Raw genomic sequence first — 21,650 nt, 5'->3', positions numbered from 1 at the left:
GCCTTGTGCGCAGGCGCTGCGCTCGCCACCTTTGTCATCGAATTTCCGGCTACCCGACGGTCTGTCGCCGGTACCGTTTGCTTCACCTACTCTGGAGACGACATGATTAAACGTATGACTTTGCTGGCGCGCAAAGAAGGCACTTCGGTAAGCGACTTTCGTGCGTACTGGTCTGGCTGTCATGCTCAACTCGCTTTGTGCATGGATGGCATTGCGAAATACACGCAAAACAGGGTCGAGAAAACCCTCTGGAAGTCCGGAGGTGGTTCTGGATGTTTTGATGTCGATGGCATCGTCGAGCTCTACTTCGAAAGCGATGAACTCATGTCCGAAGCGCAACGTTCCGCGGTCGGGAGTCGACACATTCCTGAAGACGAGCCAAACTTCCTGCGTGGATGGACGCTCTGCGTGGTCGACCACGAGGATGAAGCCAAAGAGCAAACAGGCGTGAAGGTCATCCTCGTCGCTGCTCTAAGGGCAGGTGTCTCACGAATCGAGTTCGAGAAGGTAATCGTCGAATCCGAGGAGGGACAACCGACGCCGGCGACAACATCGCTCAATTGGACGACCAGAAGCGCGAAACGTGAACGCCTTTGGGCAGAGCCGGTTGTGCCCACCGTGCTTGCCGCGCTGTGGTTCAAGAATCTTGCGGAAGCGCATGACGCGTTTCGAGTTGAGAGCAGCCTCGTGCAAAGCATTGACGGCTTAGCCGACCGTGCGGCTGCGTACCTTATCAACCCGCTCGTGGTCAGGTAATCCGAATGGTCGTCGGCATCGGATGCGGGTAACCATTTCAGACCGGTAGCCGGTTTGGTGGGCGCGTCGCCCCCTCTCTCTACGGAAACCATAGCGCGCTGCGATTCGGAAATTGCTACGAAACCGCACCGTCAGCCCGTACCAAAAAAACAAAACGGGCGCTGAAGCTCCGAGCGCCCGGTGCATCTCATTTTCGGCGCTCAGCTCACGCTTTATGCAGATTCCTCGCCCGGTCGGACCGTAACGCAAAAAACATCGCTGTGCAGGCAAGAAGCAGCATGAATGCAATGAAATAGAACGCGTTGTTCATGCTTCCAGTGTAGGTCTTGATAAGACCGATTAGATACGGGGTGATGGTTCCGCTGGTGACCCCGATAGTGCTGACCAGCGCGATGCTCGCAGGAGCGCTGGAACCGCGAAAGAAGCTAGCGGGCACAGACCAGAAGATGGGATGAGCCGCGTAAATAAATACGGCCGCCGCAGTCAAGAGCGCCATGGATAGTGCGAAGCCCAGGCCATGCGAAGTCAGTAGCGCGAGCGCCGCAGCGGCGCCAGCGCCACAGACGATGAAATGCCATTTGCGTTCGTTGCGTCGGTCAGAACGACGAGCAATCAAAATCACGCCCACAGCGCCGATTGCATTCGGGATTGCCGAGTACAGACTAATCTGAACGATGTCGGTAATTCCGAATTCGCGAATCATCGTCGGCATCCAGAATAGCAACAGGAGGATGCCCGAGGTCAGGCAGAAGTACACAAACGCGAACACATAGACGTACGGGTTACCCACTGCCGCAAGCAGGGAATGGCTATGCTCAGCAGGCTTTCCGTCGTTCGCCAGCACGTCTTCCAACCGCCGCTTCTCACCTGCGCTAAGCCACGGTGCAGCGGACGGCCTGTCCTTCAAGAAGAAGAATGCGATAACACCCAGCAGGATTGCGGGAGCACCCTCGATGGCCAGCATCCACTGCCACCCGTGGACACCATGGACCCCATCCATGCCGCGCATAATCCAGCCAGAGACCAGACCGCCAAGCACACCGGCGACGGCGACACCAGCATAAAAGACGGATAGCGCTCCTGCGCGACGGCGTGCCGGGAACCAGTACGTCAGATATAAAACGATGCCTGGGAAGAAGCCGGCCTCGAATACACCGAGAAGAAAGCGTAAGACGTAAAACTGCGTGCTGTTGGATACCGCGACCATCACCACCGAACACGCGCCCCACAACACCATGATTCGTGCGAAGGTCTTCCTGGCTCCGTACTTATGCAAGAGTATGTTGCTGGGCACTTCGAAGAGGACGTACCCGACAAAAAAGAACACTGCGCCCAAACTGTACGCGGCGTCAGTGAAGGAAAGGTCGTGCTTCATCTGCAACTGAGCGAACCCGATGTTGTTCCGGTCCAGGATTGCAATGACGTAACAGAAGAAGAGAAACGGAATGATTCGCAGCGTCACTTTGCGAAACAAGGTGTCATCCGATGTGCCGACAGATGGGGGATTCGTCGGTGCAGGGACCGTGCCGACTGAACTTCGCGTTGTCATCAGAAACTCCAGTGCAGTTTTTCAGTTGTGGTCCGCTGTCAGTCGAGGCACCTACGCCACCTCACTGACCGCCAACCCACTCAGAAGGTAACCGCACCATGGCAGGTCCACGCTTCTTTATTACATATTAACGCTGCACTTCGCACATATATAATTCTCGTTTGTACCTATCTGGGTCCTTCTGGACCGCGAACGGCTTCGAAGTGCTGGTAAACACCTAACGTGCCTGCGACTGGTTCGTCAGATGTCGCACAGGCCGAGACCGGCAAGTTCGAATTGGCCGCCCTTGCCTCGAATTCGCTTTGCCTGGCGGCCCGCAGCGCCACCAAGCACGTTTTGTTTTACGCTCATACGTTTGCGTATATATAATAAAGCACGAGTGAGCTGCTACGTACAGCGATTGCATCGTTAAGGAGACCGGTTTGTCCGCGAGAATGTTGTGGCTTCTGAGCGCGTGCTGCTTTGCCAGCATGGCGTCAATGCGGGTCTGCGATTCGCTGTTACCGTCACTGCAGGCGGAGTTTGGTGTGAACATGGGGCACGCCGCCCTCGCAATTTCAGGATTCGCCCTCGCATACGGCCTTACGCAACTTGTCTTCGGGCCTTTGGGAGACAAGTTTGGAAAAATCCGCGTAATCGCGCTGACCACGCTGGCCTGCACGGTAGGAAACCTTGGTGCAGCATTGTCCGTTCATATGGGCCAATTGGTAGCGGCCCGGGTCTTGTCCGGGGCTGCTGCCGCGGGAATCGTGCCTTTAACTATGGCGTGGATTGGCGACACAGTGCCTTATGAACGGCGTCAAGAAATCCTTGCGCGGCTGCTCGGCGCGACAGTTTTCGGGATGATTGCCGGTCAGTGGCTAGGGGCATTGCTCGCCGACGCGGCTGCCTGGCGAATCTCGTTTGCCTCACTGGCCCTGATTTATCTGGTTGCGGGGCTCTTCGTCTTGCGAGAAGTCAATTCGTGGGACATGACGCGCAAGTCGACGCCCGGCCGTTTCGCGTACCGTGCTTTTGAGGTGTTGGCGATTCCTTGGGCTCGAACAGTGCTCCTCGTTACCTTCATCGAAGGCTCGCTCGCGTTTAGCGCGCTCTCGTTCATCCCGACCTATCTACACGGGACATTCGAACTTCCGATGTCGAGGGCGGGCGCGATTGTGGCTCTTTATGGGGTAGGCGGTTTAACGTACAGCCGATGCGCCCGCCTCTTGGTCCGTCGCTTGGGGGAAGCCAATCTGGCGAGGCTTGGCGGTGTCTGTCTCGCAGTGTCATATGGTGGACTCGCGCTTCTCAACACCTGGTTGCTCGCATTGCCCGCCTGCTTCATGGCTGGGTTTGGCTTCTACGCTTTGCACAACACCTTGCAGACCCATGCCACGCAGATGGCACCGAGCGCCCGCGGAACCGCCGTGTCACTCTTTTCGTGCTTTCTTTTCTTTGGGCAATCACTAGGCGTTGCTTGCGCTGCGTGGTTCATCGACAGATTTTCAGCGCCGCCCGTTTTTATAGGCTGTGCTTTCGGCCTTTTTCTAGTCGCAGTCGTGTTTTCGTCGCTGGTTTCTCGCCAAACCGCACAGCTGGCGAGGACCTAGCGGAATGCCGACGGAGGAGATACCTAGGGTGGCCGCGAGCTGGCAAAGGAAGCGCACGGCAAACCAGATGGAACAGGCGTGCCTAGACGGCCGGTACCGTCGGCGCGGAATTCTGTTCGGTCAACAGCTTGGTGGTCGCAAGAAGACTGGTAACCAGCGGGCCTTTCCAGGAAACGTCGAAATTCGCGGCAACGCCGAAGAGCGTCAAAACAAGAACAATCTCTCCGTTGTTGTCAAAAACCGGCGCGCTGATGCTGTTGATTCCTGGAATCGGCATACCTTCTCCTCGCGCGACTCCTCGCCTTCGAATATCCGCCAGAATGGCGTCGAACTGCGTGATGGTCAGACGCTCGCCATCAGGCGTTTGCGACCCGAAGTCCGCCCCGACGAGCTCGTCGAGCGTGGAACTCTGCTTGTATGCAGCAAACACGCGGCCAGTCGTCGAATGCGTGAGGGACATAACCGTGCCGACGTGAACACCTGCATGCAGCGAGGCGGCCGGCTCGATGCTTTGCAGAACGGTTGGACCGCGGTCTCCCCACGCGGCGAGAAGCACACTTTGCTCGACGCGCGTCGCAAGGTCGGTGGAAGGCTGCATTGCATTACGGACTGCGGGCACCATGCGAAGCGCATGCAACCCCATGCGGAGAGACAAAGGCCCTGGCTCGAAACGCGAGGTGACGGGGTCCCGTTTGACGAGGCCGGTACGAAGCAGGCTCACCATATAGGTGAACACCTGATTCGTGGGAATGCCGCTGCGCGCGCTGAGCTCCGCAAGTGTCACTGGTTCGCCAGCGTCCGCGAGATACTGAAGGAAGCGGCCACCAACTTCCATGCTCTGAATGCCGCGTTGCTCCTTTCGGGCACTTGAATCGAGGCTTTCCGGATTTTCTTTTGCCCGCTGCTTCGTTACCATGCAATCCTCTGTGCACGAACACATTATGTTTCGCCGATTTTACCGGCTTCTTGGTCACCGTAAGGCACTTGGATTCTGAATCCGACAAGATACGCAAATGGACACCGAAAGCACCGAAAAAGCCCAGCGGGGAATCCAGTCAGTTGAAGTGGGCAGCGAAATTCTGCTGGCACTCACACAATCTGACTCGCCCATGCCGCTCAAAGAGATTTCGCGGGTCACCGGCATGTCTCCCGCCAAACTTTTCCCGTATCTGGTCAGCCTCATCAAGCTTCAACTGGTACAGCGAATGGAACCGTCAGGCGATTATGCCCCAGGTGCCCTGGCGCTGCGGCTTGGCCTGTACGGACTGCAACGACTGAATCCTCTGCGCGAAGCCGAGGCAGACGTATTGGCTCTAGCCTCGAAAACGGGACAAAGCGTTTTTTTGACGACTTGGGGGCCAAACGGACCGGTCGTCGTCAGGCAGGAAGACCCTTCGTATCCGCTGCATCTCACCTTGCGAGTCGGCACGGTCATGTCGCTCGTCAACACGGCAACCGGACGACTTTTCGGCGCGTATATGCCAGAGTCCTTGGTTCAGAAGGCTCTCGCAGACGAGAACATACGGCTCAGCGGTGCAACCGCACTGAAGACAACGGAAAAGCAGGAGCTGTTCAAGGAGTATCGTAAGATTCGCGAGGAAGGCATGACGCGAACTTCGGGCCATCCTTTGCCGGGTGTAAATGCTATCGCGGCACCTGTATTCCTGTTCACGGGGTCCATAGCGCTCGCCATCACTCTCGTTGGGCCCGCAGGTACGTTCGATACAAGTTGGGACGGGGAACTTGCGTTGACCCTGCGCCAGACCACACTGGACCTGTCCTACCGACTAGGCTACTCGGCCATCCCGGGCGACGAGGCCTAGTTCATCGCGATGCGGCAGCAACGCCCGAGAAATGCGAAGACAATTCGCGGCTGCCTCGGGCGTCGCCAGTCAGCGACTTGGGACCTTTCCAACGCGCGCTGGCGGCGCTCCCGCAAGCCCCCTTCAAATCCCTGCAGCGCTTTGATGCCAATTGCGCAGGCGAGCCTGGAAAACCTGGGCTCACTTGCGCGGCCACCTCTCTGAAACCCTTCGAAACACAGAAGCCCTGACGCGAGCACATATCAGTGTGGCATGTCGGCCCACTTGGCCGCCAAGAACAAGCAACACGCGTGTCGGCCTCACGGTATTTCGCCGCAACGCGCCCTCCCATTACCGAACACATTCACCGACGCAAGTGTGCCGTCCGACAATCACACGAAATGAATCCACGCTTGCGTCTTAGCGTCGCGCCAGTTCGTCCCCGCTTCCGCCGCTCGTCGGCAGCCAGCGCCCCCATATACCAGCGTGCTTCGGATGTCTGTGATTGCAGAGAGCAAGCAGGACTGGCAGCCCAGGTTTTGGGGACAGTTTAAGGTGTACGGGAAATTATCTATATGCGACTGTGTTCGCTTATGCATAATAAACTTCAACGTCAGGGTCGCTGGATAAAACCCACCCTGTCCCTTCAATTACTCCTGTAGAGGTCTCCGACCATGGCGACAGAAAAGAAGTTTGCTTCCCACGCGGACGTTGAAGAAAAGAAAGTCACGTTCGAGCAGCTTTCCGAACATGCCTACGCGTACACCGCTGAAGGCGACCCGAACACCGGCATCATCATTGGGGACGATGCCGTGCTCGTGGCCGATACACAGGCGACGCCCGTGATGGCTCAGGACGTCATCCGCCGCATCCGCGAAGTCACCGACAAGCCCATCAAGTATGTTTTGCTGACTCACTATCACGCTGTCCGGGTGCTCGGTGCGTCGGCCTATAAACCTGAGCAAATCATCGCCAGCCAGGACACCTACGACCTCATCGTCGAACGCGGTGAGCAGGATATGAAGAGCGAGATTGAGCGCTTCCCGCGTCTCTTCAATGCGGTCGAATCGGTGCCGGGTCTCACGTGGCCGACCCTTACGTTCCAGAAAAAGATGACGCTCTGGATGGGCAAGCTCGAAGTTCAAATCCTGCAGCTTGGTCGCGGGCACACGAAGGGCGATACCGTAGTCTGGCTGCCGCAGGAAAAGACGCTTCTTTCCGGTGACCTGGTCGAGTACGGCGCAACGCCGTATGCCGGCGACGCGTATTTTCAGGATTGGCCGGCCACCCTTGATGCCATCGCTGCGCTGAAGCCTGAAAAGCTCGTCCCCGGCCGAGGCGCTGCTCTCAAGACGCCGCAGGAAGTTGCCGACGGTCTGGCTGGAACTCGCGCTTTCGTCAGCGAGCTCTACAGCAAGGTCAAGTCTGGTGCCAGCGAAGGCAAAGACCTGAACGCCATTTACAAAGAAACCTACGCCACGCTGAAGCCGAAGTTCGGCGACTGGGTCATCTTTGACCACTGCATGCCGTTCGACGTCACACGGGCACACGACGAAGCGACGCAGTACCCGGACCCACGTATCTGGACTGCTCAGCGCGATAAGGAAATGTGGGAAACCCTCGAGGGTTGACCGGCTCCCGCGCCAGCCTGCGAGCATCAGGAGCACGCAGGCTGCAACGACAAGTCCAATCTGGAGACATCAAAGTGCAACAGCCGACGCGAGACACATCAAGCCGCCGTGAACCTGTTCAGGGCGGCACGTTCTGCAACACCGCATTGGAACGCGCATCGTCCGCGTCTGCGTTCTCTGCTCATCCAGATGGCTATCAGTCGGGATTTGCCAGTGAGTTCGCCACCGAGGCACTCCCTGGCGCGCTTCCCGTTGGTCGGAATTCACCCCAGCGTGCTCCCTACGGCCTGTACGCAGAACAACTCTCGGGCACGGCCTTCACTGCACCTCGCTCCCACAACCGTCGTTCATGGTTGTATCGCGTGCGACCGGCAGCGGTTCACATGCCATTCACGCCACTCGAGAGCAGCAGACTGGTCAGCGACTTTTCACGCGTACCACCGACTCCTCCCAATCAGTTGCGCTGGGACCCGCTTCCGATGCCGGAAACGCCGACAGATTTCGTTGACGGTCTGGTCACAATGGCGGGCAACGGCTCGGCGGATGCGATGTCGGGATGTGCCATCCACATGTACTCAACGAACCGGTCGATGACGGACCGGTTCTTCTACAGCGCTGACGGAGAACTGCTGATTGTTCCGCAAGAAGGTCGCCTCAGCATTGCGACAGAACTCGGCCTTCTGGACATCGAGCCGCAAGAAATTGCAGTAATCCCGCGTGGCGTACGCTTCCGCGTCGAGCTGCCAGATGGCAAAGCGCGCGGATACATCTGCGAAAACTTTGGGGCGCTGCTACGCCTACCTGACCTCGGACCCATCGGTTCGAACGGTCTCGCCAACCCGCGCGACTTCCTGACACCTCAGGCAGCGTATGAAATTCGTGAAGGCAATTTTGAACTCGTAGCGAAACTTAACGGCCATCTCTGGCGCGCAGACATAGGTCACTCGCCGCTGGACGTGGTCGCCTGGCATGGCAACTACGCGCCGTACAAATACGACCTGCGACGTTTCAACACCATTGGCTCGATAAGCTTCGACCATCCGGACCCGTCAATCTTTCTGGTGCTGCACTCACCGAGTGATACGCCCGGCGTTGACACTGTCGATTTCGTCATCTTCCCGCCTCGGTGGCTTGCCGCCGAAGACACCTTCCGCCCGCCCTGGTTCCATCGGAATTTCGCTAGCGAGTTCATGGGGCTGATTCATGGCGAGTACGATGCCAAAGCCGAAGGTTTTGCGCCGGGTGGCGCCAGCCTCCATAACTGTATGTCGGGACATGGTCCCGACGCTGGCACGTTTGAAAAGGCATCGGTGTCTGACACGACGCAGCCAATGAAGGTCGATTCGACCATGGCTTTCATGTTTGAGACGCGCAATCTCATCAAGCCGACTCAGTTCGCTCTGGAAACCTCGCAGTTGCAGGCACAGTATTTTGAATGCTGGCAGGGCCTCGGAAACAACTTCAAACCGGACGTCAAGTGATGCCTGCCAATACAGAAGACACGTTAATGCTGCGTAGAACAACGAGCTCAGACCTCAAAAGCTGGGTAGAGTCGGCGAACCGCGCCAGCACAGATTTCCCCATTCAGAACCTGCCTTTCGGAGTTTTCTCGGATGGCAAGTCAAGTGCAGGCCGGGTCGGCGTTGCAATTGGAGACCTGATTATCGACCTGTCGGTCATCGAAGCTGCAGGGCTGATTGCCGTGCCACATGTTGTCACCGATGATGCCGGCCACCCCAAGAGCGTCTTTCGTCAGGCGCGCCTCAATGATTTCGTAGCCTTGGGAAAAGCCGCGTGGACCAGCATCCGGATTCAGCTCTCGACGCTACTGTCTGCAGACAACGCGACGCTCCGGGACGACCCAGAGTTGCGAGAGCGAGCATTCGTGCGCCAAAGCGATGTGGTCATGCACCTCCCCTTCGATATACCTGGTTACACCGATTTCTACTCATCCCGAGAACATGCGACGAATGTCGGCGCGATGTTCCGCGACCCGAAAAACGCGTTGATGCCGAATTGGCTCGAGATTCCTATCGGGTATAACGGGCGAGCGTCGTCTGTGGTCGTCAGTGGTACGCCCATTCGTCGACCGAACGGCCAACGCAAAGAGCCGAACGCTGAACGTCCCACTTTTGGACCTTGTCGTAAGCTCGACATCGAACTGGAAACGGGCTTTTTCGTGGGCGTGGGCAACGCGCTCGGCTCGACTATCAGTGCAACCGACGCCGACGGTCATATCTTCGGCATGGTCCTTCTTAACGACTGGAGCGCGCGCGACATCCAGCAGTGGGAGTACCAACCGCTTGGACCGTTCAATTCGAAAGGATTCGCGACAACCATTTCTCCGTGGGTGGTCACCATGGAAGCACTGGAACCGTTCCGAGTCGAACAACCCCCGCAAGAGCCGAAGCCTCTGTCTTACCTCCGCGGAGCTACGCGCGCTGGAGTCGACCTGCATCTTGAGGTACAGCTGAAGCCGCAGTCCGCTACGTCGCCAACGACTATCGCCAAGACCAACTTCAAGCATATGTATTGGTCGATGGCGCAGCAGCTGGTGCACCACACTTCCGCAGGCTGCAACACTCGTGTCGGTGACTTGCTTGGTTCCGGAACTATCAGTGGACCAAAATCTGAATCGACCGATGACAAAATTGGGACTTTCGGAAGTTTGCTCGAGCTCACTTGGAACGGACAATCCCCGCTCAAGCTAGATAACGGTGAAACACGTGGCTTTATCGAGGATGGCGACGAATTGACTCTGATTGGCTGGTGCCAAGGCGACGGCTATCGGGTCGGGTTCGGTTCATGTTTCGGCACCATCTTGCCCGCGCTTGGGGTCCCAAGCTCGGAGGATAGCGAATGAAGCTGTATAGCTACTTTCGGAGCTCGGCATCTTATCGAGTTCGTATTGCGCTTGCTTTAAAGGAACTACAGTTTCAGTATGAAGCCGTCCATCTTTTGAAAGATGGCGGTCAACAGCTCGCGCCGGAATACCGCCTGGTGAACCCCGACGGTATCGTCCCTGCTCTTGAGGACGGACCCGAAGTTCTAACGCAGTCTCTGGCAATAATTGAATATCTTGATGAAGTACATCCCGAACCACCGCTCCTTCCAAGGAGCGCTGCGGACCGTGCTTATGTACGCTCGGTTGCCCTACAGGTCGCATGCGAAATTCACCCGGTCGATAACCTGCGCGTCCTTAAATACCTGAAGACCAACTTCGGTATATCGGACGAGCAGAAGTCACAGTGGTACAGGCATTGGATTGACGTCGGCTTCGGCTCTTTGGAGGCTCGCCTCACGGTCGAAAAGCGCGTTGGAGACTTCGCGTTCGGCGACACGCCGACAGTCGCCGACATTTGTTTGGTTCCGCAAATTTGGAATGCACGACGATTCGACATACCCTTGGATTCCTATCCGACGCTGAATCGCTTTGCCAACAATGCGATGGCTCTAAACGCGTTCAAACATGCGGAACCCTCAAACCAACCGGATGCGGAAGGTTGAACTGGTGTCGCAACGTTTTTTGCGGGCGCGGGGTCAACCAATAGCCAACCAATCAGGCAAAATTCGGTTGTGGGCGTGTGGGCCGCGGTCTTCCCAGACGCAGACCGCACGTACTAGATGATTCAACAATAAAAAGCAGACAAGAGCGCGTGGTTAAGTTTCAGCAAGTCCTAACTAATAGATAGCGCCGGAGCTGCGCGCTCCATGGTGCAGTTTGGAGACATCATGACCGCAGGCTTCCAACATCCATTTCCCACGGCGACAAGCAACGTCGCGCGCGGCAAAATCGTCAGTGCACAAGAGGCCGTCAGGCTGATTCGTCCCGGCAACACCGTCGCAACTGGTGGATTTGTTGGCATAGGCTTCGCAGAGGAAGTTGCGGTCGCGCTGGAGCAGCTGTTTCTTGACTCAGGCCAGAGCGGCACGGATGTGGCTCGAGACCTAACGCTCGTTTATGCGGGTGGTCAGGGCGATGGCGCCGGGAGAGGTCTGAATCACCTAGCTCACGAAGGACTTGTTCGGCGAGTAATCGGTGGCCATTGGGGGCTTGTGCCGAAGCTTCAACGCTTGGCTGTCGAAGGCCACATCGAAGCCTACAACCTCCCGCAAGGCGTAATTTCACAGCTGTTTCGAGACATCGCGGCGCATCGTCCTGGCCACCTGTCGACAGTCGGACTCGGTACGTTCGTGGACCCTCGAAACGGCGGCGGTAAGCTCAACGACAAAACGACGGAAGATTTGGTGAGCCTCACATCTGTCAACGGGGCTGAATGTCTTCTGTACAAGACATTCCCCATCGATGTCGCTATCGTGCGCGGCACCACGGCCGACGCAAACGGGAACGTAACGATGGAGAAGGAAGCGCTCACCCTCGAGTCGCTTTCAATCGCTATGGCCGCACGTAACTCCGGTGGCATCGTGATAGTTCAGGTAGAGCGAATTGCAGAGTCTGGCACGTTGAATCCTCGACAGGTCAAGATACCCGGCATTCTGGTCGATTGTGTTGTGGTCGCGAAGCCCGAAAATCACTGGCAGACCTTTGCCGAACCGTACAGTGCAGGCTTCGCAAGCGAGCTTCGCGTTTCGGCTGGCTCGATTGCCCCGATGTCGTTGACGGAGCGGAAAGTCATAGCGCGACGAGCCTCGTTCGAGCTGATGGCTAACAGCGTGGTGAATCTTGGAATTGGGATGCCGGAAGGCATAGCGAGCGTCGCCAACGAGGAGAAGGTGTGCGACCTCTTCACGATGACGACGGAGCCTGGCGTCATCGGCGGGATACCTGCGGGTGGACTGAATTTTGGCGCCGCGACCAATACTGACGCCATCATTGACCAGCCGTACCAGTTCGACTTCTATGACGGCGGCGGCTTGGACATTGCATTCCTCGGACTGGCTCAGGTTGACCGCGAAGGCAACATTAATGTGAGCAAGTTCGGGCCGAAGCTGGCAGGTGCGGGCGGCTTCATCAATATTTCTCAGAGCGCGAAGAAGGTGGTTTTTCTCGGCACGTTTAACGCCGGCAACCTCGATGTGAGTATCAAAGACGGTCGGTTGACAATTCTTCGGGACAGCGTCTGTCGGAATTTCGTGGACGAGGTGGAGCATCGCACGTTCGGCGGTCGCTACGCGAATGAGCGCCACCAGCCTGTTCTGTACATTACGGAACGCTGTGTCTTTTCTCTGAGTCCGGGCGGCCTTGAACTCGTGGAAATTGCGCCAGGAGTCGACTTGCAGAGGGACATCATTTCACAGATGGGCTTCGCACCCATCATGAAGTCGCCGCCGCGCCTCATGGACGCCCGTATTTTCGAAAGCAAGCCGATGGGACTGCGAAGCGTGCTTCTGCGATTGCGACTTCGTGAGCGCTTCAGCTACGACGCGGATAAAAACATGTTCTTCATCAACTTGGAAGGGCACAAGGTCGCGACTGAAGAGGACGTGGAGGCTATTCGCTCCGAGGTTGAATTGGCTCTGTCCGGACTCGAGGTACGTCCCCACGCTATCGTGAACTATGACAACTTTTCGATAACTCCGGAGGTCATCGACGCTTATTCGGATATGGTGACCGGGCTCGTCTCCCGCTTTTACTCGGATGTGACCCGATACACCACGAGCAGCTTTCTCCGGATGAAACTAGGTGACGCGCTGCAACGTCGCAATGTCGCAACCTATATCTACGAAACTCCCGAAGAGGTGACGGCGTACATGTCGCGTTAATTGCTGCCAGCCGTTTCTTCGGGTGTCTGGACCGCCAGGCTTATGCGCTAAGACTTCGCACACGCAGGATGCTATTCCCCGTTTTGTTTTGGGAGTCTCGGTCCGAAGACCGGGACTTCTTCCCCTGCTACTCGACCTGGAGCTTCATTGTCGCGCTCACTCGCAGACTTTCTCGCGCCAGTGTTAAGGTCTCCAGGCACGAGCGAATACTACGCTTCGCTGACCGCGGTTTTGACAGTCTTTGTAGCCGACTTCGTGGCAGTTGCATACGCCGCGCTAGCAGACTGGTTCGCCGCGCCCAGACCCGACTTCCAGACGGCCAGAAACGCGTCGCTGCCCGGCAATGCATTTTTCGACATGTTGTCGAACCACGCCTTCGCGTCAAATGAAGGTTGCTTGATGACCGCTTTGCCCACCGCTGTGAATTCAGCCTGGATGCTCGACACAATTTCCTTCACGTGTGTCCAATAGGCCTGAGTCTTCTGAAAACCGGCGCGTAGCTGGTCTTCCTCAACTGCAAACGCTGCTTGCGGCGCATTGCTAGTGAGCGACTTGGCAGCGAAACCTTGCGCCTCGGCAAGCGTCGTCCTGACCGTCTGCGCATTGAGTTCAACGAGCTTTTCGAATCCTTGAAAAACCTTGCTCGCCAGACCGAAGGCTGTGTCGACGCTTGCCTTGGATGCAACAATCGTTTGTTCGGGGATGAGGTTGGTCATATTCGACTCCAAAAAAGGCAGGGCCGGATGTCGCCCCGTTCACATGCTGCGGTGCAGCAATTCGGTTTCATGATAGCTGCAATTCTAGTGAAGTCAAATTCTTATTTTGCCCATCGTCTTTTGTGACTTGCCTTCATTCCCGCTTCAGTACAGCGTAGCAAGATAGCTCCTGCAGCAAGGTGGCCTCCCGCTATGACAACTTCAAATTCATGCTGCGCCGCAGCAATCTTGGTGCATACTGACGTGTCGCACGAACTCGCGCTCTTGGAGATGCAATGAAACGCGTTGAACTCACGCCGCCGTCAGCAACACTTTTTGTTCTTGAACCGCTTCGCGCGGCAGCCGACTACATTGCCGGCATGGCTCCCCTCTCTGTCCCATTGCCGCCGGGCGACGGTCATCCGGTACTGGTGTTCCCCGGGTTAGGTGTCAACGGGGCCGCGACGTCGGACCTGCGCAATCGTCTGCAGCAAGTGGGATACGAAGTTCACGATTGGGAACAAGGTGTCAATTTCGGGCCAGGTGCCGACCATGGCCTAATGCTCGAACGCCTGGGTGACCATCTGAAGCAGATACATGCGTGGCATCGAAGTTCGGTCTCCCTGGTCGGCTGGAGCTATGGAGGTATCTACGCCCGTGAGTTAGCGGCGAAACATTCAGAACTTGTGCGCCAGGTCATCACGCTGGCTACACCTGTTGCCGACAACTGGGAAGCCACCCACGTCGGATGGCTGCTGAACATGCTCAGCAGCGGCATTGCTCCAATGAGCCAGGTTTCAACGCGCCGCTCCGATGCCGATGTGCCTGTCCCATGGGCTTCGGTCTACTCGAAGACGGACGGCATTGTTGCGTGGGAAGCATGCGTGTCGACCGGGTCAACAAACCACCGCAACATCGAAGTGGAAGACGTGAGCCATCTGGGCATGGTCCAGCATCCGGAAGTGCTACGCGTGGTGGCGGGCCTCCTCGCCCAGCATCGTGACGGTCCTGGGCAGGCGATAATGCGGGCCGCAGGTCAATAGTTTCTCGAATGCGACTTCCCAACAGGCTAAGGAGGTTGTTCCAGCTTGAAATTGACTCTATGCAAGCGCACAAGAGTCCCCGGCGACTACCAGGTGGCATTGGCTGCGCGGTCCGAAAACTGTCTCGCAGACGCCATCGGCCAATGCGAAATCCAAACATCCACGTTGCGACCGTGACGGTCTCAAGCTGGTCAGCGCGTACTCCGACAAGTCGAAAGGAGTTGCCGACAAATCGTGGTCGCTCCACAATCAAAGCGATTCGAATGCATGGGACTGGGAATCGGTCCTGGCCTAAGGGAACACGAATGGGCGCCCCGCTGGCCGCGAGGCGCTCGACTGACTCTTTGACAACCGAGGCCTTCAGCACGCCTTGATAACTACCTATGGTTCGACCAGAACTTTGCCAAGTCTGCTCCGCTCAGCGAGCATCGCAAATGCTTGTTGGGCCTCGTCCAATGAATGCTCGATGTACGTCACGGGCTGCAGCGACATATTCGCAAATTGCTGGAACAACGCGCCGGCCGCGGCAAGCGCCTCCTGTTTGTGAGCGCCGATAAAATGCCGGACATCCACTCCGATAAGACTCGCCGATTTAAGTAACGCAAGATTCGTCGGCAGCTTCGGTATGGTCCCGGACGCAAAGCCTACAACGAGATGTCGACCGCACCCACAGTTGCTCCTCGGTGGGACCGCTTTGATAGCGCCCGTCGACTTCGCGAACGAGAAGTTTTGGTTGAACCCCGGTTACAGCACCTGGGTCCGGCTCTCTCGGAAAATCATCAGGCACACGTCGGTCCGTCATTCGTTCCTCCATGACTGTTGCAGACTACGCGCGCAAGTGCCACTCATCGGGGCCGTATTTCCTTCTCCGAGTATCAATGTCACGCTTGTAGCCGCGTTCCTTCACGAATCCCAGTGACTGCAACACTGCGCGGGCGCGCATGACGTACTGCCTATCGGCCCAATCGCGCGTGTAGACACAGATGACGTGCCCATCGCGGCCCATGCTACGCAGAGCGGTGGACACCTTGGCACACAAAAGCGTATCTTCCTCGACGGCGACTCTAACTTTGGTCCATGCGAGGTCGACATCGGACGAAGGCACAAAAATGCCCATTTACCTGTCGTCGGACCCGAGAAAAATATGCCGCAGCTAGGGGATTTGCTCATGTGCCATGACCGGCTGAGGTCTTCGGATGGTCTCTCCGCAGCCCCAGATGCTCGCTCGCCGATGGAACGCTCACTTTGTGTGGTCATATATTGGTTCCTTCCGTCGGAGAAATTCAGCCTCGCTACTCACACGGCCGGCTTTCGCATCTTGTAGGCCGGACACGACATCAGTGAGTAGCAACTCTCTCGCGCGCTCCAGACGCAGCCCGCGTCTTTGAACCTGTTTCGCAGTGAGAGATTGCACTCGCGAACGCAGCTTCATGAGCTCGGCCCGCGGTCGTCCGTCCACTTTGACAGGTATGCCGCCGGCACAGCCGGAGTAAGCCAAACGCCGTTATCCGACCGCGAGAAAGCGTACCCGTCAACGTGCATCTGCGCGGCGTCCACGACCAAAACCAGCGGTTGACCGTGGCGTGCACCTACGCGCGTTGCCATGTCAACGTCTGTGCTCAGATGGACGGCGTGCCTGGTCTGAGGCGTTAATCCATCAGCAGCAATACTCTCCCAGTTGCTCCAAGCGGTGCCGTGATAAAGAACAGCCGGCGGCTCCATATCGGCATATCCAAGGTCCACGCCTATCGAGTGACCCTGTGCCGCGCGTATCCGCAGGCCATCCGGTGATAGCGAAAAGCGCTGTTTGTCGTTTGTGGCCACGACCGCCAGGATGACATCTCGCGTGATTGCTGGCAATGTCCTCAGTCGCTTCGGCGCACTCGCCTTACGTGCGGTACGTTCTATTGCGCGTATCAGCTCATCAATAGATACCCAGCCTTGGCCGTCGAGACGGATACCGACTATCTCGGGTTCGTGGCGCAGAATCTTCGAGAGAAGTCTGCTAACCGCGACGTGGTCAGTTGGAAGACGCGAATCGGCTTTCATGTTTATAGAGGTTACACGCCTGCGGGGGCACCCAGAATGTACAGCCAAGCTAGCTCACAGCTGCCGCGACGTTGCGCTCGTTTCAATCCATTCTCTGCCGCGTGCCGCGCAACTGTTCCAGCTCTTTGCTGAGCGCATCTATTTGCGCTTGCATGCCGCCCGCTCGTTTCAGTAGCTCTCCGACTTGATACCAGTAGGCATAGCCCAAGTCCCCGTCCTCCAGGCCCAATTCATGAAGCTTGCGAAGCGCAATCTCAAGGTCAATATCGTTATCCGCGCTCATGTCTTGTTCCGCTGATTTTGATGCGCAGTTGCCGCGCTCCGTAGCAGGCTTGCGCCCGAACAAAATCCCTTCATTCACGTATCTCCTTTTGATGCGCACCACGACCAGGCTGAGTACGAACCCGACTGCCGGCACGACCAGAAGTGCGGGGTTATTGAGCGCGAAGGTCAGGAGTTCTTTCATGGCGAGCAGACGTAAGAAACTGCGGTCTTGTGCCTATGGAAACAGTCGGGCGTATTGTTCTGCGAAGGTCGTGGCTTCCTCAACTACCGGCGCAATATCTCCGGCCGATAGCCGTTGGAGTGGCGTAGCACCGTTCAGCGACTCAATCGGCGTCGTGAAGAAGTCGAACATGGACCACGGGTCGGTTTTGCCAAGAATACGTATGACTTTTCTGAAGTCGCCGCGGAAAATCGTGGGCGAGAGGAAAAACGCAGGGTAGTAGGCTTCGGGCCCAAAGAAGACGCGGAACACGCGCTTCGAAGCGATAAACGCATCCAGCTTCTTTTCTGTGATGCCGGCCGCCTTGCAGAAGTCATGCGTTCGAAGCACTTTCCCTTGAAGCACGAGTGGATAACGTTCTGCGTGGGACTTGTTGGACCCGGGCAATGGGTCGCTTTCGGAAGCCTGCTTCGATGCACGTTTGACCCGCTTGCGAAGATTCTCTTCTTCCTCTTGAAGCGCAGGTAAGTCAATTCCGTACACCATGGCTATGCCGGCAGTTTGGCAGAGCCGGTTCTTGAACATCCGGCCCAACGCAGCATCAGGAATTTGCAGCAGCATTTCAGCGGCTTTCGGGTCAAACAAAATGGCGGCAACGACAGTACGACGGATGATATGTTGCACCCATTCGTCCTTGAGCGATGTTTCCTTTTTCGTATCACGCGTAGGTCGCGGCATGGTCATTCCTTAATCGAGCGAGACCTTTGGGGCTTGCATGGTGTCCAGACTGCATTTCCAAATCGCTGCAGTATCTCTGCCGCTCGCTTCGTACGGCCTTCACGGATAAGCTCGTTCTGCTGCTCGACGCAGATTTCGAGTCTCGCTCGTACTCAGCCGTTTTCGAAGCTCAATACTTTCACTAACCGTGGTCTCTTAACACGCCTACCGGATGCCGCAGGCGAACACCGTCTTGTCTCTCCGGCGGTGGTCGAATACCAGTAGTGCACGACGTCCGAATCTTTGGCTTGAACCTCCTGCCACAGCCCGCTTACTCGACAGAGCGTGACGGAAGCGTCATCCTCATTACGACCCAACAGGTGAACCGAAAAGGTTACATCGCCAAGATGCAATACCAGTTCAATCAGCGCCTCGGCACCGTCCACCACCCAACCATCCGGGCTCGCGCAGTCCGCACCGCCAGATGAGGCAACGACAAAGAAGTTCAGCGTGAGGTCCGACCACCCAACGCAGCGCCACGGAAGAAGTGGCTGCATGAGCCTCTTCTTTATGGGATGCGGTTCTTCCCAACTGCTGTCAGTAAATAGCATCAGAGTGACCAACGAAATGAGCAAGGTTGCAACAAGTCAACCGCGAGAGTTGCTATTGGGAGCCTAGGCGACTGCCAGGGCATCCATGCCTCGGCCATTGACCATGTTCACGTACAAACTGCGATATGCGATTTTAGCATATGCTATTTTGGCATATACGAATTTGGACTGCAAGCTGTTCGCCTTGTGCCAGCTCGGTCCAACCGTGGAAAAATCTATATACACACAACAGTACGGTCTCTTTCTTGCCACCCTTCGGAAGGCAAGGGAGTCCGCAGGCCTCTTGCAAAGCGAGCTAGCCGCGAGGCTTAATGTCGACCAACCGTTCGTCAGCAAATGCGAGAGCGGGCTGCGCCGGCTCGACTTCATTGAAGTTCGTGAGTGGTGCGCGGCCATCGGCATCACGCTGAAAGAGCTCACCGATAGTTTTGAAGAAGCCATAGCCAAGGCGGGAAGCACGTGAGAGCAGTTTCGCGAAAATGCCTCGACCGCGAGAGGTGTGCGACGGTCACGCGTCTGCAGTGACAGTGTCCTCGAGGCAATACGAGTCGTTTAACTACGACTCCCAACCCTTTCTGAGAACACCGCTCTGCACACAAACACTCACCAAATTCCGGTGCTGCCGGCAACGACCAGCGCGTCGACCCTTTTTGGCGAAGTGTGCTGGCAATTGAGAAAACGTGCGTTAGTGAGGATGTTCGTCTCCGTTGGTGCAAATGAATTCCGCGACTATCTCAAGACATACTCCCGTCCATTTTTTCACTCGGCTTCCTCCGAGAATCCGTTTGATGTATTGTCGAAAGCTTACGTCGATAGTTTGTTTCAGTCGCCGCACTCGACGGAGTTGGACGGAATTATGCACCACGCATCCTCACGACCCCTATCTTGTAAATATAGGTAAAACCAATTAACGCATGTAAAATTATTTAAATACCGCCCTTCATCTGACAAAATTAATTGTCTAAACTGCGACCATCGCAACTTGCCGTCTTTCTCTCACGGCTCGAATAAGTTGGGCGAATTGCTTGGTAGCTCTCACTACGCAGGTCATGCATTGACTGCCCATAATGACTTCCCGTTGTTTGCGGCCAGCTGCTGGAGAAATTTCAGAAAGCAACAAAATCCCTACAACAAAATACATTTCCGGACAAGATTATTCGCATCTTCCTTCGAAATCGTGCATTTGTTTTCTCAAATGGATGCTGACATATTAATCGTACTTTGCGATTACCTAGGCGTTGATTTTTGCGCCCTTGATGATTTGAACCTGCAAACTATCATGAGTGAAATGACCAAGCGGAGGAGAACATCACGGAGGAACTGCTGATAATTTATCGGTTGGTTTAGCACGTCCACGCTTTCTTTCGACAGGACGACGGCAATGAAATCGCTTCTTTCACTATCCGGTCAATCGCACACGGTCGTACGCTGCATAGTCTCCAAATCATTTGGTAGAAGCCTGGGCTGGACCTGCCAAGTTTTGGTTATATGGCGGCGCAACTGCCCACAAGAAGCACAAATTCATTGGCCGGTCTTCAGTTTTATAAACGCTCATCCGAGATTCAGCGCGGCATGGCAACGGTGCATTTGTAGAAGCGTCGGCTTGTATTGGGATTACGCCCAGGTCGCCGTGCCTTTGCTCGATGTTCTCGAATCTCCGGACCTTCTGCACCGAAAGCTTCTCCGTGGATTTGGCGACGCGCTTTTGGACGGAACAATCGACGCAGATTGCCTTGACCCTCTGGGCCTATATTGGATTGGACAGAAGGCTAACGTAGTGTCGCGCATCTGCACTGCAGTCGAAGATTTCTGCAAATGGCACTTTAAAGATTCAGGTATGCGAGACATTTTCAAGCCGAATCCTACAACTTACGAACGAGTAATTTATTCAGCCATTGCGGTCGCCAAACAAGGATACAGCTTGCTCGGGTATATCCAAACGGGTCGCGGGCCGGCAAGCAGAGAACACTTCGTACAACTCCCTCCTGGCCAGGCGCAAAACAATATTCTGCTAGCAAGTCCGCCAACCTTCCCGGCAGCCTTTGTGGAAGATGTACTTTGGATTGGTTTCATTCGCAGAGGGCGCAGGGGCGACTGCCCGGACGACTTCCTTTTGAGAGATATGATGATATTTCTCTTGCAGGTGAATTGGGGACTACGAGAACACGAGCCTTTCCATATTTGGGTGCAGGATGTGGTTGAAGACCCGTCACATCCAGGCGAGGCGTCAATTTTCCTCTACCACCCGTCTAAGGGACTTGCGTTTCTCGAAGACCTAGACGGGAGGCCGCTCCGTAGTTCTCGGCAGGAGAAGCTTCTGCACACCTACGGCCTACCCCCAAGAACTCTGGGCACAGGCTCTTATCGCGTAGGCTGGAAAAACTCCCTTACGTTGACGAAGGATAACTGCGCCCCACTGATTTCGCTGGACCCATTGGCTGCCCAGCTCTTTTTCAAGCTCTATAAGGATTATTTGCCTCAGCGGGAGCTGCTAATGCGCAGGCGCCTAGCATTGGGCTACGGAGACCATCCGTTTCTTTTTATTTCCGAGCAGGAAAATCGCGCAGCTGCAGACGGTCTCAGCAGCATTGGAGCGCCAGCTAGCATTGCATCCTACGAACGCTCGCTAGCCCGAGCAGTGGCCCGGTGCGGATTGGACTCGACAAAAGAGAATGGCACTTCGTCGCATGGTCCGCGGCACCTCTACGCCAATACACTAAAGAGGTATGACGAAGGGCCAATCGTCCTCCAAATGGCACTGCGTCATCATCATCCCGAAAGCCAAGAGCGCTATGGCCGCCCGTCCCCAATGCAGGTCAACGAGGAACTGCGCGCAAAGACTCAGGCGAATTCTGATTACCGAGGCACGCTTCAAGACGGAGACGCGCAGAATGCCGAATTCGCCGAAAGATACCCTCCCTACCGCACGAGGGCTATATGAGCGAAACGATATGCGTTGATGCGACCGTCGAAGCTCGAGGCTTCACCGTCAGCTCGGACCCATACCGTTGGTCAGTTATCCGCGTAGCGACCTTG

The 21,650-nt window shown here is 56.2% G+C and carries 19 protein-coding genes; 11 read left to right on the top strand and 8 right to left on the bottom strand.

Going from position 1 to position 21,650, the window contains the following annotated elements:
* Positions 1-102 precede the first annotated feature (102 nt).
* Positions 103-756, top strand: a complete 654-nt coding sequence (locus OKW35_RS30825) for an EthD domain-containing protein (protein ID WP_429554044.1) — start codon at positions 103-105, stop codon at positions 754-756.
* Positions 757-961: 205 nt separating this feature from the next.
* Here OKW35_RS30825 and OKW35_RS30820 read toward each other — a convergent pair whose 3' ends face one another.
* Positions 962-2,305, bottom strand: coding sequence for an MFS transporter (locus OKW35_RS30820; protein WP_116117925.1), 1,344 nt, complete (start codon positions 2,303-2,305; stop codon positions 962-964).
* Positions 2,306-2,727: 422 nt separating this feature from the next.
* Here OKW35_RS30820 and OKW35_RS30815 point away from each other — a divergent pair, with 422 nt between their 5' ends.
* Positions 2,728-3,897 (top strand): MFS transporter, encoded by a 1,170-nt coding sequence (locus OKW35_RS30815; RefSeq protein ID WP_429554043.1) that lies wholly within the window; start codon positions 2,728-2,730, stop codon positions 3,895-3,897.
* An 82-nt stretch (positions 3,898-3,979) separates the two neighbouring features.
* On the opposite strand, the gene OKW35_RS30810 is transcribed toward OKW35_RS30815, so the two are convergent.
* Positions 3,980-4,813: an IclR family transcriptional regulator gene (locus OKW35_RS30810; RefSeq protein WP_429554042.1), complete on the bottom strand. Its 834-nt coding sequence runs from the start codon at positions 4,811-4,813 to the stop codon at positions 3,980-3,982.
* 97 nt (positions 4,814-4,910) lie between these two features.
* Here OKW35_RS30810 and OKW35_RS30805 point away from each other — a divergent pair, with 97 nt between their 5' ends.
* The 6 genes from OKW35_RS30805 (at position 4,911) to OKW35_RS30780 (ending at position 13,054) form a co-directional block, all read left to right on the top strand.
* A complete protein-coding gene (locus OKW35_RS30805) occupies positions 4,911-5,720 on the top strand; it encodes an IclR family transcriptional regulator (RefSeq protein ID WP_429554041.1) in 810 nt (269 codons plus the stop codon).
* Between the two features lie 653 nt (positions 5,721-6,373).
* A complete protein-coding gene (locus OKW35_RS30800; protein WP_429554040.1) occupies positions 6,374-7,330 on the top strand; it encodes an MBL fold metallo-hydrolase in 957 nt (318 codons plus the stop codon).
* Positions 7,331-7,476: 146 nt separating this feature from the next.
* Positions 7,477-8,811, top strand: a complete 1,335-nt coding sequence (gene hmgA / locus OKW35_RS30795; protein WP_429555104.1) for a homogentisate 1,2-dioxygenase — start codon at positions 7,477-7,479, stop codon at positions 8,809-8,811.
* Positions 8,811-10,193, top strand: coding sequence for a fumarylacetoacetase (fahA, locus tag OKW35_RS30790; protein WP_429554039.1), 1,383 nt, complete (start codon positions 8,811-8,813; stop codon positions 10,191-10,193). Before hmgA ends, fahA begins: the two co-directional genes overlap by 1 nt.
* Complete coding sequence (maiA, locus tag OKW35_RS30785) at positions 10,190-10,837, top strand: maleylacetoacetate isomerase (RefSeq protein WP_429554038.1); 648 nt, start codon at positions 10,190-10,192, stop codon at positions 10,835-10,837. Before fahA ends, maiA begins: the two co-directional genes overlap by 4 nt.
* A 225-nt stretch (positions 10,838-11,062) precedes the next feature.
* The gene (locus OKW35_RS30780; protein WP_429554037.1) at positions 11,063-13,054 is read left to right on the top strand and encodes an acyl CoA:acetate/3-ketoacid CoA transferase; all 1,992 of its coding nucleotides are present in this window, start codon (positions 11,063-11,065) and stop codon (positions 13,052-13,054) included.
* Between the two features lie 209 nt (positions 13,055-13,263).
* On the opposite strand, the gene OKW35_RS30775 is transcribed toward OKW35_RS30780, so the two are convergent.
* Complete coding sequence (locus OKW35_RS30775; RefSeq protein WP_429554036.1) at positions 13,264-13,770, bottom strand: phasin family protein; 507 nt, start codon at positions 13,768-13,770, stop codon at positions 13,264-13,266.
* 275 nt (positions 13,771-14,045) lie between these two features.
* Here OKW35_RS30775 and OKW35_RS30770 point away from each other — a divergent pair, with 275 nt between their 5' ends.
* Positions 14,046-14,792, top strand: coding sequence for a lipase family alpha/beta hydrolase (locus tag OKW35_RS30770; RefSeq protein ID WP_429554035.1), 747 nt, complete (start codon positions 14,046-14,048; stop codon positions 14,790-14,792).
* 826 nt (positions 14,793-15,618) lie between these two features.
* Here OKW35_RS30770 and OKW35_RS30765 read toward each other — a convergent pair.
* From OKW35_RS30765 to OKW35_RS30745, 5 genes are all read right to left on the bottom strand, one after another.
* Positions 15,619-15,909 carry a putative phosphothreonine lyase domain-containg protein gene (locus OKW35_RS30765; protein ID WP_429554034.1) on the bottom strand — a complete coding sequence of 97 codons (291 nt, stop codon included), beginning with the start codon at positions 15,907-15,909 and terminating at the stop codon, positions 15,619-15,621.
* A 311-nt stretch (positions 15,910-16,220) separates the two neighbouring features.
* Complete coding sequence (locus OKW35_RS30760) at positions 16,221-16,841, bottom strand: RNA 2'-phosphotransferase (RefSeq protein ID WP_429554033.1); 621 nt, start codon at positions 16,839-16,841, stop codon at positions 16,221-16,223.
* Positions 16,842-16,923: 82 nt separating this feature from the next.
* Complete coding sequence (locus OKW35_RS30755) at positions 16,924-17,307, bottom strand: hypothetical protein (protein WP_429554032.1); 384 nt, start codon at positions 17,305-17,307, stop codon at positions 16,924-16,926.
* 33 nt (positions 17,308-17,340) lie between these two features.
* Positions 17,341-18,024, bottom strand: a complete 684-nt coding sequence (locus tag OKW35_RS30750; protein WP_429554031.1) for a hypothetical protein — start codon at positions 18,022-18,024, stop codon at positions 17,341-17,343.
* A gap of 152 nt (positions 18,025-18,176) precedes the next feature.
* Entirely contained in the window at positions 18,177-18,560 is a 384-nt protein-coding gene (locus tag OKW35_RS30745) for a hypothetical protein (RefSeq protein WP_429554030.1), read from the bottom strand.
* A 157-nt stretch (positions 18,561-18,717) separates the two neighbouring features.
* Between OKW35_RS30745 and OKW35_RS30740 the strand changes: the two genes are divergently transcribed.
* Together OKW35_RS30740 and OKW35_RS30735 are read left to right on the top strand one after the other, a co-directional pair.
* Positions 18,718-19,077, top strand: coding sequence for a helix-turn-helix domain-containing protein (locus tag OKW35_RS30740; RefSeq protein ID WP_429554029.1), 360 nt, complete (start codon positions 18,718-18,720; stop codon positions 19,075-19,077).
* A gap of 918 nt (positions 19,078-19,995) precedes the next feature.
* A complete protein-coding gene (locus tag OKW35_RS30735; RefSeq protein WP_429554028.1) occupies positions 19,996-21,555 on the top strand; it encodes a hypothetical protein in 1,560 nt (519 codons plus the stop codon).
* Positions 21,556-21,650 lie beyond the last annotated feature (95 nt).

Origin of the sequence: Paraburkholderia sp. MM5477-R1 (assembly GCF_050436385.1) — a bacterium.
In the GTDB taxonomy this organism is placed as follows: Bacteria; Pseudomonadota; Gammaproteobacteria; order Burkholderiales; family Burkholderiaceae; genus Paraburkholderia; species Paraburkholderia tuberum.
This window is presented reverse-complemented; position numbering and strand designations above follow the sequence as displayed.

What these genes read in the sequence shown, in the direction of transcription:
- OKW35_RS30825 (WP_429554044.1), top strand. Translation starts at nt 103, where the DNA reads ATGATTAAACGTATGACTTTGCTGGCGCGCAAAGAAGGCACTTCGGTA.
- OKW35_RS30820 (WP_116117925.1), bottom strand. Translation starts at nt 2,305, where the DNA reads ATGACAACGCGAAGTTCAGTCGGCACGGTCCCTGCACCGACGAATCCC.
- OKW35_RS30810 (WP_429554042.1), bottom strand. Translation starts at nt 4,813, where the DNA reads ATGGTAACGAAGCAGCGGGCAAAAGAAAATCCGGAAAGCCTCGATTCA.
- OKW35_RS30805 (WP_429554041.1), top strand. Translation starts at nt 4,911, where the DNA reads ATGGACACCGAAAGCACCGAAAAAGCCCAGCGGGGAATCCAGTCAGTT.
- OKW35_RS30800 (WP_429554040.1), top strand. Translation starts at nt 6,374, where the DNA reads ATGGCGACAGAAAAGAAGTTTGCTTCCCACGCGGACGTTGAAGAAAAG.
- fahA (WP_429554039.1), top strand. Translation starts at nt 8,811, where the DNA reads ATGCCTGCCAATACAGAAGACACGTTAATGCTGCGTAGAACAACGAGC.
- maiA (WP_429554038.1), top strand. Translation starts at nt 10,190, where the DNA reads ATGAAGCTGTATAGCTACTTTCGGAGCTCGGCATCTTATCGAGTTCGT.
- OKW35_RS30780 (WP_429554037.1), top strand. Translation starts at nt 11,063, where the DNA reads ATGACCGCAGGCTTCCAACATCCATTTCCCACGGCGACAAGCAACGTC.
- OKW35_RS30775 (WP_429554036.1), bottom strand. Translation starts at nt 13,770, where the DNA reads ATGACCAACCTCATCCCCGAACAAACGATTGTTGCATCCAAGGCAAGC.
- OKW35_RS30770 (WP_429554035.1), top strand. Translation starts at nt 14,046, where the DNA reads ATGAAACGCGTTGAACTCACGCCGCCGTCAGCAACACTTTTTGTTCTT.
- OKW35_RS30765 (WP_429554034.1), bottom strand. Translation starts at nt 15,909, where the DNA reads ATGGGCATTTTTGTGCCTTCGTCCGATGTCGACCTCGCATGGACCAAA.
- OKW35_RS30760 (WP_429554033.1), bottom strand. Translation starts at nt 16,841, where the DNA reads ATGAAAGCCGATTCGCGTCTTCCAACTGACCACGTCGCGGTTAGCAGA.
- OKW35_RS30755 (WP_429554032.1), bottom strand. Translation starts at nt 17,307, where the DNA reads ATGAAAGAACTCCTGACCTTCGCGCTCAATAACCCCGCACTTCTGGTC.
- OKW35_RS30750 (WP_429554031.1), bottom strand. Translation starts at nt 18,024, where the DNA reads ATGCCGCGACCTACGCGTGATACGAAAAAGGAAACATCGCTCAAGGAC.
- OKW35_RS30745 (WP_429554030.1), bottom strand. Translation starts at nt 18,560, where the DNA reads ATGCAGCCACTTCTTCCGTGGCGCTGCGTTGGGTGGTCGGACCTCACG.
- OKW35_RS30740 (WP_429554029.1), top strand. Translation starts at nt 18,718, where the DNA reads ATGTTCACGTACAAACTGCGATATGCGATTTTAGCATATGCTATTTTG.
- OKW35_RS30735 (WP_429554028.1), top strand. Translation starts at nt 19,996, where the DNA reads ATGAAATCGCTTCTTTCACTATCCGGTCAATCGCACACGGTCGTACGC.